Here is a 16,538-nt window from a genome sequence, read left to right on the forward strand (position 1 = left end):
TGTCTCTTTCTCTTAAGGTTTTCAGCCGATCAGGCGGCGAAGCCTACCGGGGCAGGTAGCGTGTAAGATGGGCTTCCAGGAGCCGGACAAGCGTGATCAGCACCAGGTTGATCAGCAGGTAAAGCAGACCAGCGATGGCGAATATTTCGAGGATCGCATAGGTCTGGCTCATCAGCCGCTTCGCATGGCCGGTGATCTCCAGGACGGTGATGGTGGAGGCGAGGCTCGTTCCCTTGACGACGAGGACGAGCTCGTTGCCGTAGGCCGGCAGCGCTTGCCGGATGGCAAGAGGAAACGTGATCCGGCGAAAGCGCAGCAGCCGCGACATGCCGCAGGCCTGTGCTGCTTCGACGAGCCCTCCCGGGATGGACATGAGGCCACCGCGCAGGATCTCCGACGTATAGGCCGCCGTGTTGAGCGCGAGTGCCGTCACCGCGCAATGGGCACCGTCGCCGACGATCCACCAGAGCACGGGGTTGTCCCTGACGAAGGAAAGCTGGCCGAGGCCGTAGTAGAAGAGAAAGAGTTGCACCAGCAGCGGCGTGCCGCGAAAGACAGTGCTGTAGCCTTTGGCAAAGCCGCTGAGCACCCTGTTGTTCGACAGGCGCATGACCGCAAGCGCCAGGCCAAGGTTGAAGCCGATGGCGACAGAAGCGACCGTGAGCATGGCGGTCAGCCACAGTCCCTTGGCGAGGGTCGGAACCGCGAGGAAGACGAGCTCGAAATTCATGACCTATTTCCTCGTACGGGGGCGCAGAAGGCGTTCGATCCAGTCGAAACCACCCTGGCTGACCAAGGTGATCGCGAGATAGACGAGAGCGGCGATGAAGTAGAAAATGAAGGGATGGCGGGTCGAACCGGCCCCGACGAAGGCGACGCGCATCAACTCCTGCAGGCCGACCACCGAGACGAGCGCGGTGTCTTTGATCGTGGTCTGCCAGACATTGTTCATGCCCGGAATGGCGATCCGCAGCATCTGCGGCGCGATAATGCGGCGAAAGATCCGCCTGCCCGGAATCCCGAGTGCCCGCGCCGCCTCGATATGCCCGCTTGGAATGGCAGCGAGTGCCCCTCGCACCACTTCGGTCGAATAGGCCCCCGATATGGCGGCGATCGCGACGACCGCGATGGTGAAGGCATAACCGTTGCCGGCCAGTCCCTCGTAGCCGAACGCCGCGGCCACTCGGGCCACGAACTCGACGGAGGAAAAAAAGAGGAGATAGATGATCAGAAGTTCTGGCACGCCCCGCACGACCGACGTGTAGAAGTCCACGACAAGCGTCAGCGGAAAAATCCGGGCCCATTTAATCAGGCCACAGCCAACGCCGATGACGGCGCCAAAGGCCATACTCGCCATGCCGAGGGCGATGGTGATTGCCGCCCCGCGCAGGATTGCCGATATCCAGCCACCTTCCCACACCTGCCAAAGTCCAAGTTCCATCGAACACGCCCAACCTATGCTTTGTCCTGTCGGATGAAGCCTCCCGAGAAAGGAGAGACCTGCCGGTCTTTCGCCTTCCCGGGAGGGGTGCGGTTGCCGTTACTGGCAGGGACGGGAGATATCCGTCTTGAACCAGGTCTGGCTTGCCTTGCCGATAGAGCCGTCGGCGACCATTTCGCAGAGCGCCTTGTCGATACGGGCCTTCAGTTCGGTATTCTCCTGCGCGATGCCGACGCCGATACCTTCGCCGAGCGTCGGGTCGAAAGTGCTCAGCACCTTGACGTCGACGAACTGGAAGTCTTTGCCGTCCGGGCGCCCGAGAAAGTCTTGAAGGGCGGATGAATCGGCAAATGCCGCCTCGACGCGGCCGCTGGCGAGGTCGATCTGCATCTGGTCGAGCGTGTCATAGGTCTTCAGGACGGCGGACGAGGCACGCTTTTCCATGAAATGCGCATGGGTGGTGCCGGCCTGGACGCCGACCGTACGGCCGTCGAGCGATGTCAGCAGCGTCTCGATGTCCTTGACGCCGGCAAGATCTGAATCCTTTTTGACCACGAACATGTTGGCGAGCTCTGCGTAGCCGACCGAGAAGTTGATCTGCTTCTTGCGCTCGGCGGTGATCGACATGCCGGAAATGATGATGTCGAAACGTTTGGCCTTCAGCGCCGGAATGAGGCCGTCGAATGCCTGAACGACGAAGTGACACTTCATTTCCAGTTTGGCGCAGAGCAGGTTTCCGACATCCGCGTCAAAACCGGTAACGTTGCCGGCGGCATCGGCCATGCTCCACGGCGGATATTCGCCCTCCGTTCCGATCGACAATTCTCCCTCGGCTGCGTGGGCCGCAGTAAGGCCGGTGGCGAAGAACGTGGCGATCAATAGACTTTTCAACTTCATGTTTTGGTTCCCCTTGTTGAGCATTCTTGTTGGCTCCCGTTCCGGGGTGAGTCCCGGACGGGTAATGACGGCGGGTTGTCAGAGCGTGCGGGCCAGGAACTGGCGCATGCGTTCGGAGCGCGGGTTGGTGAAGACATCCGCCGGGGCACCCTCCTCCTCCACCTTTCCCTGGTGGAGGAAGAGGATCTTGTGCGAGACCTCGCGCGCGAACTGCATTTCGTGCGTCACGAGGATCATCGTGTTTCCTTCTTCGGCCAGCTGCCGGATGACGCGCAGGACCTCGCCGACCAGCTCGGGATCGAGCGCGGAAGTCGGCTCGTCGAGGAGGATCAGCTTCGGACGCATGGCGAGCGTGCGGGCAATGGCGGCGCGTTGTTGCTGGCCACCGGACAGCTGCCCGGGATACTGGGCATGTTTGTCGGAAAGGCCGACCTTCTTCAGGAGCGCATGGGCCTGATCGACAGCTGCTTGTCGTCCCTCCTTCAGGACGTGTATCGGCGCCTCTATGATGTTTTCGAGGACCGTCATGTGTGGCCAGAGATTGAAGTTCTGGAACACCATGCCGACGCGTGAGCGGATGCGCTCGACCTGCCGGATGTCGGCCGGTGCAGCACTGCCGTCCGGCGTTTTCTTCATGCGGATTTCTTCACCGTCGATGATGATGCTTCCGTCGTTCGGCTGCTCGAGCAGATTGATGCAGCGCAGGAAGGTGCTCTTTCCCGAACCGGAAGAGCCGATCATCGACACGACCTCACCCGGTTGTGCAGAGACGCTGACGCCGTTGAGCACCGAGAGGGGGCCGAAGCGTTTGTGGATCTCGTGCACCTCGATCGCCGGTCTTTCGCCAAGCCTTGGGCCGCTGGACTCCGGATGGGCGACGACGATGACCGCGGCTGCTGTAGGCACGGATTTTTCGGGTCGCGCGCCGCCTATTGCCTTGAGATCGGCAAAGGCACGGTCGAAGTGGCGCAAGGATGCCTCAAGACAGGCGCGCTGCCAGTCGGCGTCTTCCGGAACGAAGGCGGCGCACAGATCCTTCTTGATCCGGTCGCCGAGCGGCGTATCGATCTTGCCGAACAGGTGAAGCCAATTGTCCGCTTGGACGGCATCCGAGACGGTTGAACCGTCCAGAGTGCCACATTCGACGACGAGCGGCAGGACGCGCGCCTTCGGTAGCGCACCACGTACAGCGGCCGATACATAGCCGGTGGCGGTCGCGGCGATGCCGGTATCTGTCGTCGCGTCCTCCCCGGTCAAGACGACCGAGAGCGCGGGACCGAAGATGCGTCGGCCCCATTCCAGACCGGGGTGCTCACTCTCGGCGACCGAGAGGAGGGCGGGATAGCCGTAAGGCCCGGCGCCGGTGTGCAGGTCGAAGACGACAACCTCGGCCGCCTTCTGTGCGAATGTCGACAGGATCTCGATCAGGGTTCGGTTGGACCAGACCGGACCGTCGCCGCCATAGAACAGACCGTCCGGAAAGTCGTATTGTCCCGCTTCCACGATCGGGGCGATGCCGGCGTGGCCACCAAACCGCCGCTTGGCGTCTTCGTATGCCTCGATGGCTGCGTCACGCTCCGGGCCGTCCCAGGCGCGACAGACCAGGGCCTGATGCAATGCGGCATAGCGTTCGTTGTTCGGCGGCACCTTTCGCCAGTCGATGAAATTGCGGTTGAGATCGACATTGTCTTCATTCACCCGGCGTGCCCATGCCGTGCCCCAGGGGTTGATGAGGTGGATCGCCAGAACGGCGGTATCATCTGGAAGTTTCCAAGGGGAGTTTTGCGAAAGCCACGCTGTCTGGCAGGCCGAGCCGAAGGGACCTTCGACGCCGTGCGTCCCGGAGATCAGCACCATCAGCTTTTCGGCATCGTTGCGCCCGAGATAGGCAACGTCGGTCGCCAGCCGTTCCCCCTTCGGGCCGTGCAACGGGTGCAGGTACTCGACCAGGCTGGCGCCCGCGGTGCGGGCGGCAGCGAGAAAACGGGCGCGCAAGGCGGAAAAATCACCGGAGAAAAGGCCGGATGGCGCTGAAGGGGACATGCGATGGGGCTCCCGGTTTGCTCTGTGCAGGCTTGCGTTTCCGCTCATTTGCTCGTTCCCGTGGGGCCGTGCCGCGACCCCTTGTTGTGTTTTGGCTTGAAGGACGCCGCAGCCATCACGTCCTGATGAGGTCGCGAAGCGCATCGAGGAAGCGGTCGTTTTCCGAGGGGGTGCCGATCGTCACGCGGATGAAGGTGTCATAGCCTTCCTCCTTCCATGGCTTGACGATGATCCCCTGCGACAGGAAGTGATCGAACACGATCCGGCTTTCCCGCCCGACGTCGATGAACAGGAAATTGGTCTGCGATCTGCCCGCCGAAAGTCCCATGTCGGCGACGGCACTGGCGACCCGCGCCCGCTCGCGTTTCAGCCTTGCAACCGAGGACCGCATCCATGATTCGTCCGCAAGGGCGGCGACGGCTGCCACCTGCGCAGCGGCGTTGACGTTGAATGGCGTCTTGGCGGCGCTCACGGCCCGCGCCAGCCGGACATCGGAGGTCACGGCATAACCGACGCGCAGCCCTGCAAGCCCATAGGCCTTGGAAAAGGTCCGTAGCACCACCCAGGACAGGTCCGTCGCCGAGAGCGCGGCAAGACCGTGGGGCGTGTCTTCGTCCGTGAACTCGAAATAGGCCTCGTCGAGCACCAGAAGCGTTTCATGTCTCACCGCCGCGAGAATGCGCGCCAGTCCCTTGCGATCGAGCGCCGGACCGACCGGATTGGAAGGGGACGAGAGGAAGAAAATCGCCGGTGCGCGCTCGAGCATGGCGATAATCGCCGGTATGTCGAAATCGAGATCTGGCCGCATGCCGACTTTCTCGACCCTGGCGCCATTGGCAAGCGCCTCGATCTCGTGCAATCCGAAGCCGGGACAGACGGTTGCCGCGAGAGTGCCGGGGCGCAGCACCGCGCGACAGATCGCGGCGATCATTTCCTCCGAGCCGTTGCCGGCGACGATCCGGTCGGTATCAACGCCGAGCTTTTGGCTGAGCGCCGCCCGCAGCGCCATACAGGCAGGATCGGAATAACGCGAGGGGCTGAGGCCTACGAGTGCGGCTGCGGCATGTGGTGAACAGCCGTCCGGGTTCTCGTTGCTGGCAAGTGCTGCAATGTCTTGCCGACCGCTCTTTTGCTGCGCATCGGCAATGTTCATGCCGGCATTGTAGGGCGGAAGGCCCGCCACATGCGGATTGAGCGGGAGTTCGGTATGAAGCGGTTTCGTCACGGATCTTCCTTCAAGGCTTGGACATCTGGTTGAAACGGCGCCTTTTTGGGCGGTCAGAGATCGAGCACGATCGAGGATTTCGGTCTGGTGCAGCACAGGAGCACCCGGTCGGCCGGCAGTTCGTCGAGAGGTTCCTCGAAGTAGTCGACCTCGCCCGAGACCAAACCCTGTTCACAGGTCCCGCAAACGCCGGCCCGGCAGGAAAACTCGGGCTCGATGCCCTGCGCCTCCAGGAAGGCGAGGATGGATTCGCTCGTTCCATCCCAGGCGAGACTGCGGCCCGACTTCCGCAGAACAATGCGTGGACCATCCGCATTGGTGGCCGGCTGGGCGGTTGTTGTTATTGCGGATCGCGCCGTCGTCTGCCCAGGCTCCGTCAACAGGCTCGCCGGCCCGAAGAACTCGTAGGCGATGCGTTCCTTGCGCACCCCGAGGCCGGTCAGAATGCCGTAGAGCGCCTGCATGAAGGGCGGCGGCCCGCACATGTAGATCTCGTAGTCGTCGAGCGACAGAAGGCTCTGAAGCGTGGTGCGGGTCAGAAAGCCCGTGGAGTGGCAGCGGGCAGCTTCCAAATCTGCACCTTCGGCAAAGCGGTAGCAGAAATGGATGGCGATGCCGGAACGCAGCGCCGCGAGACTTTCCACCTCTTCGCGCAGCGCATGCACGCCTGCATTGTCGCAGGCATGGATGAACCAGACAGGGCGGTCGCTGTCCCTCGCCAGCACATCGAGCATCGAAACTGTCGGCGTCAGCCCGACGCCGCCGGAAAGAAGGACGACGGGTCGGGAGCTCATGCTGTCGAGCTTGAAGGCGCCGCGCGGCGGGTCGATGTCGATAACGGCGCCAGGCTCGATCTCGTCATGCAGCCAACAGGAGCTCAGGCCATCCGGCACGTCGCTCGACGGTGCGGCCTCACGCTTCACGGTGATCCGGTAGGTTCCCTCCTCTCGTGGGGAAGACGAGACGGTGTAGTTGCGCAGGACATGTCCTCCCTTGCGGTCGGGAACACGCATCGTCAGGAACTGTCCCGCCTCGAATGGCCGCCAGTGTTGGCGTTCGAGTGGGGCAAGGCGGAACGAGGTGATGGTGGCGCTTTCGCGTACCTTCGAGATGACTTCGAAGGGAAGGAAGCGCGAGGCAGCTGCATCGAGCATCCGGAACGCTCCCTACTCGGCTGCGACGCTGGCGGGATCGGTTTTCGTCTCGGCGGCGATCAACTGAGCCAGCTTGCGCCGGAAGCGCATCGGGCCGACGTCGATTTTCAGGTCGAGGTTCGGCGTCTGCTGGTTCGCCATCCCGTGATGAACGGCTTCCAGAACGACGCGGTCCTCTTCGAAAGCGCCGCGCACGGACTTGGCAAAACTCTCGGAAACCTTGACGTCGTCAGGCGCAAAGTTGCGCATCTGGAACCAGTAATATTTGGTCCGGTTTTGATCGACCGGCGTCATGAAGTTGTAGCTGTCCATCAGAAAGGTATTTTCCGGCAGCGCCCGGCCTTCGCCGCCAGTGTGGGCGGGCGCGAAGATCGCCTTGATGATCGCGTTGCTCGGATAACGCACTTCGTAGTGCTGCTTGCGGTCCGTATTGCCCTCAAATTGCAGGAAGGGCGCATAGAACGGGGCCGGTTCAGAATCGATCATCCAGCGCCAGACGGTGACGCCGTCATCTTTGACGGTCGTCTCAAGCGGCGTTTCCTCGCAGGCGGAGCTGGCGAAGGATGACTGGTGGACCCAGGCGACATGGGACGGGTCGAGCAGGTTGTCCGTCATATAGAGGTAATTGCAGTTCAGCGTCATCGACTCGCCGCGATTGACGCCCCAGGCCGGGTCGCCGAAATGCTCGACTTCGAAGATATCCTTCGGGTCCGCCTTGTCGACATCTCCCATCCAGACCCAAAGCAGGCCGTAGCGCTCATGCACCGGGTAGGAACGCACCTTGGCGACATGCGGGATCCGCTCAGCCCCCGGAACGCGCGTGCAGATGCCCGAACAGTCGAAGGTGAGGCCATGGTAGCCGCATTCGACGTCGTCGCCCTTGATGCGCCCCATCGAGAGCGGCAGCTTGCGATGGGGACAGGCATCCTCGAGTGCCGCGGCACTGCCGTCCTGCTTGCGGTAAAGGACGATGTTTTCGCCGAGCATCGTCACCGGTTTCAGCTCGCGGTCGACCTCGTGATCCCAGGCTGCGACATACCAGGCGTTCTTGAGAAACATTTCGCTCTCCTTGCGTTTTGTTAATTCAGTGTTCGGCTTTTTCTTCGTGCCAACAAGTTGCCAGCGCCTGCATTCTTTTTTAGATTTTCTAAATTGGAGCGACTGGCAGAAGGAGTGCTTTACGATGCCGAACCCGTCCTTGCGCGGCTTGCAGGCCTTTGAGGCGATCGGGCGATGTGGCACTGTCAGCGCTGCGGCGGAGGACCTCGGGGTATCGCCCGGTGCCGTCAGTCAGCTGGTACGAAACCTGGAGCAATGTCTCGGGCTGACGTTATTGGAGAGGCGCGGGCGGCGTGTGGAGCTTTCTTCCTGGGGCCGGTTGTACTACCGGGAAGTCGCGAAAGGCTTCCAGCAACTCTCCCATGCCGCCAACGTTCTTACCCGCGCCCGCAACGAGACCGGGATCGTTCTGAGCGCCCTGACGTCGGTCGCCAACAAGTGGGTCAACCGCAAGATTTTCGACTGGCAAACGCTCTGTCCGGAATCGAGCGTCCGCATTCTCGGGCAGGAGCAGGAACCGCGCATTGGTGCCGATCAAGTGGATTTCCGAATTACCTACGGTCGGCGCTCTTACGTGCATGAGCACGTGGCCACCCTGTTCACGGACTGGATGGTCCCTGCCTGCTCGCCGATGCTGATTGCCGGACGCGGCCTTGAAACGCCGCGCGATATCCTGAGCTTTCCCCTTCTTAACGTGGAGTGGGAGGCAGACTACAAAGCTTCCCCGCAATGGAATGACTGGGCGGCGCTGGTGCACGCCGATGGCGGCCAAAAGTTCTCAGGTCTCTCCTTCACCTTGTCGAGCAGTGCGATTGACGCGGCCGTGAACGGTAGGGGATTTGTTCTCGCGCAGGTTTCCATGATCAAGGATGAGATCGCCTCTGGATCTCTGGTTGTGCCCTTCGACATTCGTATGAAACTGCCCGAAAGCTACTATCTCGCCTGGGATCGGGCCGCCCTCGAAAAACCATTTGGGCAGAAGTTTCACAAATGGTTGCTTGGCGTTGCTAGACAGCAAGATCAAATGTCAGCTCCAGGCTCCTCGTTCGACCCGGCTAACATGAAGAATTAGTCTCAAGAAGAGTCTTGTCTGCGCTCGGCTGAGGCGTGGTGGGCGATTCGTGTCCCATCAAGGCGAGGGATTGATAGTCGGCTCTCGGGCCGAAAGCGGACGGGCAATTCAGAGAGATAGATGCCGCATAGCTGCTGTTGAAAGCTGCGGTCCTGGGATTTGATTGTACTACCGTGGAGACGCATCAAGACCCCGTTGGCATGGGTGAAATTAGCGAGCTGATCCTGGAAGTGGCATGCCCATTTCTCGCAGTGAAAGAGGTTATTGCCGAAGCGCCAGACGATGATCAGCACGGTGACCAGCCAGTCACGTGGATCGTTGTCGCTGCCCTCGAGAACCGACTAGACAACAGCGGGTTTGGTCCACGCCGATCCTAGGCAAGCTGTGTTCCGGCGAGTAAACGGCCCGCTTTGGGGACACCCAGGTCAATGGCCAATCCCCATTGAGGCAGCCTTCAGGGGGAGCTGTCACGCGAGCGATAGTGGACATGGCGACTACCGGACCCGATACCTGCCTGAGCTGCGGGGGCTGCGTCCGAAATCGTATTTCCAAGTCCGAACATTTCGATCCTTTGAACCAGTCGCCGATGTCGAGAGGCTGGCTTGCGCTAGCTCGATTTGAGGGTGGCAGTTCGCTTTCGGCCCGCTCCGTGGGTGACAACCGTAGTTACGCGGAAGGACAGCTTTCAGGAGCTTCAACCGGTGTTACGAATGGCCAGAATGAGGGGCAAGGCGGCCATACGATGTGCCGCTCGTGAAGGTCAGCAAGGGGTCAGAACTCCCGACTCAGGCTTTGCGCAGGAAGGGCAGAGAAGGGTCAAGGGAGTCATTCTTGACCCATGAAAACGGCCGCCTGCATCACTTTAAAGATCAAGACCGCCGATGGCGGTGCGGCTGCTCTGCATTCTCCCAGTCGTTCAACGCGCTTGTGGCGCCACGACGTGGCGGCGGTTGATGGTCGCCGGACGGCCCTTGATGGAGAGGGACGTATCGCGCTTCTCCCGCTCAGCCACGACCTTTCCCTTCGCGACGACACAGAGCCGCTCGGCGCGCAGGCGCACCGCCTCGATCGCGTTGCCCGCGTCGAGCACCACGAGGCTTGCAGACTTGCCGACGGCCAGCCCGAGGTGATCGAGACCCATGATCGCGGCATTGACCTTGGTGACCATGTCGAAGCAGGAGCGCATGTCCGCTGGCGAGGACATCTGGGCGACGTGCAATCCCATGAAGGCGACGTCGAGCATGTCGGCTGTGCCGAGGGAGTACCACGGGTCGAGCACGCAATCCTGACCCCAGCCGACGCGGATGCCGGCCTTCAGCATCTCGGGCACGCGCGTCATGCCACGGCGCTTGGGATAGGTGTCGTGCCGCCCCTGCAGCATGATGTTGATCAGCGGATTGGGGATCGCCGAGACGCCGGCTTCCGCGATCAGCGGCAGCAGCTTCGAGACGTAGTAGTTGTCCATCGAATGCATCGAGGTGAGGTGCGAGCCGGCAACCCGGCCTTGCAGGCCGAGCCTCTGGGTTTCATAGGCTAGCTGCTCGATATGGCGCGACAGCGGGTCGTCGGTCTCGTCACAATGCAGGTCGACCATCAGGCCGCGCTTGGCCGCGAGCTCGCAAAGTTCGGTCACGGACCGCGTGCCGTCGGACATGGTCCGCTCGAAATGCGGGATGCCGCCGACGATGTCGACGCCCATGTCGAGCGCGCGGATGGTGTTTTCGCGCGCATTCGGCGAGCGATAAAGCCCATCCTGCGGAAAGGCGACGAGCTGGAGATCGATATAGGGCGCGATCTCCTTCTTGACCTCAAGCAGCGCCTCCACCGCAAGGAGACGGTCGTCGCAGGTATCGACATGGGTGCGGATGGCGAGCAAGCCCATCGAGACGGCCCAGTCGCAATAGGCCAACGCACGCTCCTTGACGGCTTCATGGGTCAGGATCGGCTTGAGTTCGCCCCACAGCGCGATGCCTTCGAGCAGCGTGCCCGAGGCATTGATGCGCGGCAGGCCGTAGGACAGTGTAGCGTCCATATGGAAATGTGGATCGACAAACGGCTGGCTGACGAGGTTGCCCGAGGCATCGATGACACGACCAGCCTCTGCATCGATGCCTGGCTCGATGGCCGCGATCCTGTCACCTTTGATGGCGATATCGGCGATGGTTCCATCGGGCAGCGTTCCGCCCTTTACGATCAGATCGAAACTCATCTTTCGCCTTTCTGGTACGGGATCATCAGAGCTTTGGGGTAGGTCGCGCGCCGCGCGACCAGGATCAGCGCCAGGATCGACAGCGCATAGGGCATCATCAGGAAAACCTGATAGGGCACGATGCCGCCGGATATCTGCTGCAGGCGAACCTGATAGGCATCGAAGGCGGCAAACAGGATGGCGCCGATTAGCGCTTTTCCTGGCCGCCAGGAACCGAAGACGACCAGCGCGATACAGATCCAGCCGCGGCCATTGATCATCTGGAAGAAGAATGAATTGAAGGCCGAGATGGTGAGGAAGGCACCGCCGACCGCCATCAGCGCACTGCCGACGGCCACCGCACCCATGCGGATGCCGGTGACTGAAATGCCCTGCGCTTCGACCGCCGACGGGTTTTCGCCGGCGGCGCGAACGGCGAGGCCGACGGGCGTGCGATAGAGAATCCAGGCGACGGCTGCGACCGATACGAATGCGAGATAGGTCAGCGGCGTCTGGGTAAACAGCGCCTCGCCGACGACGGGAATCTCGGACAGGCCCGGGACCGCCAGGGGTTGGAACGGCTCGATCTTCGGCGGCGAAGTCACCTCGGGCAGGACAAGCCGATAGGTGAAATAGGTCAGGCTCGTGGCAAGCAGCGTGACGCCGATGCCGACAACGTGCTGGGACAGGCCGAGCGGGACCGTGAGCGTGGCGTGCAACAGCCCGAACAGGGCGCCGACAAGGGCTGCGACCAGCACGCCGGCCCAGAGATCGCCACCGGAATAGACGGTGAACCAGCCGGCGAACGCGCCTGCCGTCATGATCCCCTCAATGCCGAGGTTGAGAACGCCGGCGCGCTCGCAGATCAATTCGCCCATGGTCGCGAAGATCAGCGGGGACGCTATGCGGATGGCTGCAACCCAGAAGGAGGCGGTGAAGAGGATTTCAAGCGCGTCCATGTCACCTCCACTTGATCCGGTAGCGCGTCAGAAGGATCGCGACAACCATCGTCAGAAGCGAGGTGGCGACCATGACGTCCGCTATGTAACTCGGCACCTTGGCCGCACGGCTCATGGCATCGGCGCCGACGAAGATGCCGGCGACGAAGATGGCCGATGCGATGACGCCGAGCGGATTGAGCATGGCGAGCATGGCGACGACGATGCCGGTGTAGCCGTAGCCCGGCGACAGATCGAGCGTCAGGTTGCCCTTGAGCCCCGAGACTTCGGAAAAACCGGCGAGTGCCGCCAGACCGCCCGAAAGCAACGCCGTCTTCATCAGCGTGCGATTGACCAGGATACCGACGAACCGCGCGCCTTCCGGGTTATGGCCGACGGCGCGCATTTCGTAGCCGAGAACCGTCTTTTTCATGACGAGCCAGACGAGAACGGCCGAAACGATGGCGATGACGAAGCCGTAATGCAGGCGCTTGCCCTGGATAATGCGCGGCAGCTGGGCCTCGGCGATGACCTTCTGCGATTGCGGCCAGCCGAGCCCCATCGGATCCTTGAGGACACCTTCAAGCAGCATCGACACGAACAGCAGCACGATGAAATTGAGCAGCAGCGTGGTCACCACTTCGTCGACGCCGAAGCGGGTCTTCAGCACGGCCGGGCCGAGCAGAAGAGCCGCACCTGCCGCCATGGCGGCGATCATGATCACCGGGATCAGGATGACCGAAGGCAGCGGCAGTGCGCCGGTTCCCAGCACCACGGTGACGACACCGCCGATGTAGAGTTGGGCTTCCGCGCCGATATTCCAGAGCTTTGCCCGAAAGGCGACGGCGATCGCCAGGCCAGTGAAGATCAGCGGTGTTGCGCGGGTCAGGGTTTCCACGAGCGCGAACTGCGAGCCGGCCGCGCCCTTGGCAACGAGATAAAAGACGGAGAGGGGAGAGGCGCCAGCGGCAAGCACCAGCATCGATGTCAGGAAAAGCGTCGTGGCGATGGCCGCCAGCGGAAACATCAGGGTGACCGCCAGGGACGGTGCCGACTTCGGCTCAAGCCGCATGGTCGCTGTGCTCCCCGCTATGGCCTGCCATCAACTCTCCCAGTTCCCGAATGCTCCGCTCGCCGCGCGAAGACGGCGTCGAAAGGCGTCCCTTGGACATGACGATGATGCGGTCGGACAAGGCCAGGACTTCCTCGAGGTCTTCCGAAATCAGCAATATTGCCGCGCCCCTGTCGCGTGCTTCGAGCAGCATGCGGTGGACATAGGAGACGGCGCCGACATCGAGGCCGCGGGTCGGCTGGCTTGCCAGGATGACCGTCGGGTCTGGGTCAAGGGCCCGCCCGAGGATGAGCTTCTGCATGTTGCCGCCCGAGAGGAGCCGTATCCTTGCCTCGGGCGAGGGACATTTGACCTCGTAGTCGGCGATGAGTTTCTCGGCGAACTGGCGGGATGCCTTCCAGTTCAGGAAGCCCATGCGGCTGAACCGTGGGCTCCTGTAGCGTTCGGCGATGACATTCTCCGTCACGCTCATGTCGCCGATGCTGCCGATGGCGTGGCGGTCTTCCGGAATTCGGGCGACGCCATGGGCGAGGGCTGCGCGGGGTGACCAGTCGGCGACGTCTTGCCCGGCGATGGAAATGTTCCCGCGCACCGGGCGCCGGATGCCGGCGATGAGGGCGGCAAGGACGGCCTGGCCATTGCCGGCAACGCCGGCAAGCCCTGTGATTTCTCCGGCTGTAAGCGTGAGCGACACCTCGTCGAGGCCGGACCCGTTATAGGGCGCTGTGGACACGCGTTCGAGCGCCAGCAGCGGTGCACCCCGTTTCATCGGGCTGACCTTCGCCGACTTGACCTCCTGGCCGACCATGAGGGCCGCCAGTTCCTTTCGGTCGGTGGAGGCCGTGTCGCGCTCGCCAACAAGCTGGCCGGAGCGAAGAACCAGCACACGATCGCTGACCGCCATCACCTCGTGCAGTTTGTGCGAGATGAAGATGATCGACAAACCCTTGGCGACGAGTAGCTTCAGCGTCCGGAAGAGTGCGTCGGTTTCGGCGGGTGTCAGAACGGCCGTCGGCTCGTCGAGGATCAGGACGCGGGCGTCACGGTAAAGCGCCTTCAGGATCTCGACGCGCTGGCGTTCGCCGACCGAAAGAGTGGCGACGGTGACTGCGGGATCGACGGCGAGGCCGAAATCGCTGGAGAGTTGCTCTATGTGTCGTCGCGCTGCGGTCCGGTCGAGACGCATGCGCCAGAGGCTTTGCGTGCCAAGCGCGATGTTTTCCTGCACCGTCATGTTGTCGGCAAGGGTAAAATGCTGGTGGACCATGCCGATGCCGGCATCAAGGGCAGCGCGCGGATCTCCGGGCGGAAGAGGTTTGCCAAAGGCCTCCACGGTCCCTTCGTCGGCGACGTAGTGACCGAAGAGAATGTTCATCAGCGTCGTCTTGCCGGCGCCATTCTCGCCGAGAAGCGCTATGACTTCGCCCCGCTTCAACTCGAAGGAAATGGCATCGTTGGCCCTGAGCGGGCCGAAACGCTTGCTGATGCCGGACAGACGAAGGGCAGGGGTGCTTGACACGGCGGTGACCGGAAGTGGCGTTGCGGGAAGGCTCCTTTCCCGTCCAGGGAGGTCATGGTCGCTGTCGACGGAGGGGAGTTCCTCGCCCGCCACGGCCATCACCGTCCCATGAACGGGGGGACAGGCTAGCTCGACTTCGGCTCGGCGTCGTTGACCTCGACGGTGAAAGAGCCGCCCTTGATCGCCTTTTCCTTCTCCGCGACCTTGGCCTTGACGTCGTCGGGAACCTTGCCGTCGAAGGTGCCGAGAGGTGCGAGCGAACAGCCGCCGTTCTTCATGAAGGAATAGACGCCGTAGTCGTCCGCCTTGAACGTGCCGGCCTTCACTTCGGCGATCGCCTTGTCCAGCGTCGGTTCGAAGTGCCACAACGCGGAGGCGACAACCGTGTCGGGATAGTCCGCCTGGGTATCGATGACATTGCCGATGGCCAGGATCTTCTTTTCCTTGGCGGCATCGGACACGCCGAAACGTTCGGCATACAGGAGGTCTGCACCGCCATCGATCTGGGCGAATGCGGTCTCCTTCGCCTTGGGCGGATCGAACCATGAGCCGATGAAGGCAACCTGGAACTTGGTATCCGGTGCCACTTCCTTAACGCCGACCATGAATGCGTTCATCAGCCGGTTGACCTCCGGGATCGGATAGCCTCCCACCATGCCGATGTTCTTGGACTTGGTCATCGCGCCAGCGATGAGGCCGGACAGATAGGATGCGTCCTGTATGTAGTTGTCGAACACCGAGAAATTGGGCACGGCGGCATCGGGCTTGAAGCTCGAGCCCATCAGGAAGGCGACATCAGGGTAGTCCTTGGCGACGGCGCGGGCGGCATCCTCAACGCCGAAGACCTCGCCCAGGATCAGCTTGTGGCCGGCCTCGCAATATTCGCGCATGACGCGCTCGTAGTCGTTGTTCGCGGTGTTTTCCGAATAGACGTATTCGATGTCGCCGCGTTCCTTGGCGGCGTTGGCCGCCTTGTGGATGCGGCTGACCCACTGTTGCTCGACCGGTACGGTGTAAACGGCTGCCACCTTGATCGGGTCAGCAGCCAGCAGACGACCTGGTAGACCCGCCGTAGCCACTGCGGCAGTAGCGCCGGCAATTTTGATCAGGTTTCTTCTGGAAATGGCGAGATTGAAGGAATTGCTATGCATGAAATTCCCCTCTGATTGATTGCGCGTTTTGGAACGCGTCTTTTTACCACTTGGTCAATGTAGGTGAAGTTGAAGATTGCAGCAATTGGACGCCGCGGAAAGTTCACCTCACGCTCAGGTGATGGAAATAAGCCATCGGAGCACAACGGCGAAGGCGCACCTATGTCGCGTTGTGCACAATCTATCCATAAAGAAGAGCGCCCATTCCAACCCGGCCCCGCCCGTTAAATTGATGAGTGCCTCGGCGTGAGCTCCAGTCGGCATACTTGCGCCAGGCTCAATGGGGATATTGGTGTCGCCTGATAGGATGGTCGGAATTGAACGCGATTTAAGATCATCGGCAACACGTGCGGGATCTTGCTAACGATATCGGGCGAAAGCGAAGCCCGGGCGTGATCAATTGCGTCCGATGAGTGTCTGTCTTGCCGGCAGGGTGCGCAGTCCAATGCGCATTGTACAGGTATTGGGACGATCTTTGTTCGCGCCGGCAGTCAACGTGTCCAAGGATCAGAACTGATCGCATTCGGGCCGAGCGGATGGTTCGACGCGCCGCAGCATGGAGATCTCTATGCCCTTGTTCATTGTGCATCATCAGCACTCGCCCGACACCTGCCCCGCGCGCGATCCGGCCAAGGGAACGATGCTGTTGAACCACTTGAGCCGATCGGGCGCCGCTCGCCACGGTGTTCTGATCAAGGCCGAGGCCGTCGCTCGGGCCTCACACTCACTGTTCTTCATTGCGGAGGCGACGGATGAGACCGTTCTAGAAGCGTTTCAGG

Annotated in this window: 13 protein-coding genes and 1 pseudogene; 2 read left to right on the forward strand and 12 right to left on the reverse strand. The window is 61.9% G+C overall.

Features of this window, described 5'->3' with window-relative positions:
• Nucleotides 1–43 precede the first annotated feature (43 nt).
• The 7 genes from AC07UR_RS29425 to AC07UR_RS29455 form a co-directional block, all read right to left on the reverse strand.
• Entirely contained in the window at nt 44–730 is a 687-nt protein-coding gene (locus AC07UR_RS29425) for an ABC transporter permease (protein ID WP_209792124.1), read from the reverse strand.
• Nucleotides 731–733: 3 nt separating this feature from the next.
• Nucleotides 734–1,441, reverse strand: a complete 708-nt coding sequence (locus AC07UR_RS29430) for an ABC transporter permease (protein WP_209792123.1) — start codon at nt 1,439–1,441, stop codon at nt 734–736.
• A gap of 99 nt (nt 1,442–1,540) precedes the next feature.
• Nucleotides 1,541–2,338, reverse strand: a complete 798-nt coding sequence (locus AC07UR_RS29435) for a transporter substrate-binding domain-containing protein (RefSeq protein WP_209792122.1) — start codon at nt 2,336–2,338, stop codon at nt 1,541–1,543.
• Between the two features lie 78 nt (nt 2,339–2,416).
• The gene (locus AC07UR_RS29440; protein ID WP_209792120.1) at nt 2,417–4,381 is read right to left on the reverse strand and encodes a DUF2817 domain-containing protein; all 1,965 of its coding nucleotides are present in this window, start codon (nt 4,379–4,381) and stop codon (nt 2,417–2,419) included.
• A 115-nt stretch (nt 4,382–4,496) separates the two neighbouring features.
• Nucleotides 4,497–5,606: a histidinol-phosphate transaminase gene (hisC, locus tag AC07UR_RS29445; RefSeq protein WP_327795879.1), complete on the reverse strand. Its 1,110-nt coding sequence runs from the start codon at nt 5,604–5,606 to the stop codon at nt 4,497–4,499.
• 53 nt (nt 5,607–5,659) lie between these two features.
• Complete coding sequence (locus AC07UR_RS29450; protein ID WP_209792118.1) at nt 5,660–6,760, reverse strand: 2Fe-2S iron-sulfur cluster-binding protein; 1,101 nt, start codon at nt 6,758–6,760, stop codon at nt 5,660–5,662.
• 12 nt (nt 6,761–6,772) lie between these two features.
• On the reverse strand, nt 6,773–7,819 hold the full coding sequence (locus AC07UR_RS29455) for an aromatic ring-hydroxylating dioxygenase subunit alpha (protein WP_173421622.1): 1,047 nt from the start codon (nt 7,817–7,819) through the stop codon (nt 6,773–6,775).
• 124 nt (nt 7,820–7,943) lie between these two features.
• Here AC07UR_RS29455 and AC07UR_RS29460 point away from each other — a divergent pair, with 124 nt between their 5' ends.
• Nucleotides 7,944–8,891 carry a LysR family transcriptional regulator gene (locus tag AC07UR_RS29460; RefSeq protein WP_209792238.1) on the forward strand — a complete coding sequence of 316 codons (948 nt, stop codon included), beginning with the start codon at nt 7,944–7,946 and terminating at the stop codon, nt 8,889–8,891.
• Between the two features lie 916 nt (nt 8,892–9,807).
• Here AC07UR_RS29460 and AC07UR_RS29465 read toward each other — a convergent pair.
• The 5 genes from AC07UR_RS29465 to AC07UR_RS29485 all read right to left on the reverse strand — a co-directional run bounded on the left by AC07UR_RS29465 (nt 9,808) and on the right by AC07UR_RS29485 (nt 15,759).
• Nucleotides 9,808–11,100 carry an amidohydrolase family protein gene (locus tag AC07UR_RS29465; protein ID WP_209792116.1) on the reverse strand — a complete coding sequence of 431 codons (1,293 nt, stop codon included), beginning with the start codon at nt 11,098–11,100 and terminating at the stop codon, nt 9,808–9,810.
• On the reverse strand, nt 11,097–12,038 hold the full coding sequence (locus tag AC07UR_RS29470; RefSeq protein WP_173421624.1) for an ABC transporter permease: 942 nt from the start codon (nt 12,036–12,038) through the stop codon (nt 11,097–11,099). Before AC07UR_RS29470 ends, AC07UR_RS29465 begins: the two co-directional genes overlap by 4 nt.
• A gap of 1 nt (nt 12,039) precedes the next feature.
• Complete coding sequence (locus AC07UR_RS29475) at nt 12,040–13,089, reverse strand: ABC transporter permease (RefSeq protein ID WP_209792113.1); 1,050 nt, start codon at nt 13,087–13,089, stop codon at nt 12,040–12,042.
• Entirely contained in the window at nt 13,079–14,608 is a 1,530-nt protein-coding gene (locus AC07UR_RS29480) for an ABC transporter ATP-binding protein (RefSeq protein WP_209792111.1), read from the reverse strand. Before AC07UR_RS29480 ends, AC07UR_RS29475 begins: the two co-directional genes overlap by 11 nt.
• Before the next feature lie 125 nt (nt 14,609–14,733).
• Complete coding sequence (locus tag AC07UR_RS29485; RefSeq protein WP_209792108.1) at nt 14,734–15,759, reverse strand: BMP family protein; 1,026 nt, start codon at nt 15,757–15,759, stop codon at nt 14,734–14,736.
• A gap of 568 nt (nt 15,760–16,327) precedes the next feature.
• Here AC07UR_RS29485 and AC07UR_RS29490 point away from each other — a divergent pair.
• Nucleotides 16,328–16,534: pseudogene (locus AC07UR_RS29490) on the forward strand (oxidoreductase); the annotation flags it as partial.
• Nucleotides 16,535–16,538 lie beyond the last annotated feature (4 nt).

Source organism: Ensifer sp. GW821-FHT05G01 (assembly GCF_059419585.1).

Coding starts and splice junctions, on each gene's coding strand:
- AC07UR_RS29425 (WP_209792124.1), bottom strand. CDS start 730: ATGAATTTCGAGCTCGTCTTCCTCGCGGTTCCGACCCTCGCCAAGGGA.
- AC07UR_RS29430 (WP_209792123.1), bottom strand. CDS start 1,441: ATGGAACTTGGACTTTGGCAGGTGTGGGAAGGTGGCTGGATATCGGCA.
- AC07UR_RS29435 (WP_209792122.1), bottom strand. CDS start 2,338: ATGAAGTTGAAAAGTCTATTGATCGCCACGTTCTTCGCCACCGGCCTT.
- AC07UR_RS29440 (WP_209792120.1), bottom strand. CDS start 4,381: ATGTCCCCTTCAGCGCCATCCGGCCTTTTCTCCGGTGATTTTTCCGCC.
- AC07UR_RS29450 (WP_209792118.1), bottom strand. CDS start 6,760: ATGCTCGATGCAGCTGCCTCGCGCTTCCTTCCCTTCGAAGTCATCTCG.
- AC07UR_RS29455 (WP_173421622.1), bottom strand. CDS start 7,819: ATGTTTCTCAAGAACGCCTGGTATGTCGCAGCCTGGGATCACGAGGTC.
- AC07UR_RS29460 (WP_209792238.1), top strand. CDS start 7,944: ATGCCGAACCCGTCCTTGCGCGGCTTGCAGGCCTTTGAGGCGATCGGG.
- AC07UR_RS29465 (WP_209792116.1), bottom strand. CDS start 11,100: ATGAGTTTCGATCTGATCGTAAAGGGCGGAACGCTGCCCGATGGAACC.
- AC07UR_RS29470 (WP_173421624.1), bottom strand. CDS start 12,038: ATGGACGCGCTTGAAATCCTCTTCACCGCCTCCTTCTGGGTTGCAGCC.
- AC07UR_RS29475 (WP_209792113.1), bottom strand. CDS start 13,089: ATGCGGCTTGAGCCGAAGTCGGCACCGTCCCTGGCGGTCACCCTGATG.
- AC07UR_RS29485 (WP_209792108.1), bottom strand. CDS start 15,759: ATGCATAGCAATTCCTTCAATCTCGCCATTTCCAGAAGAAACCTGATC.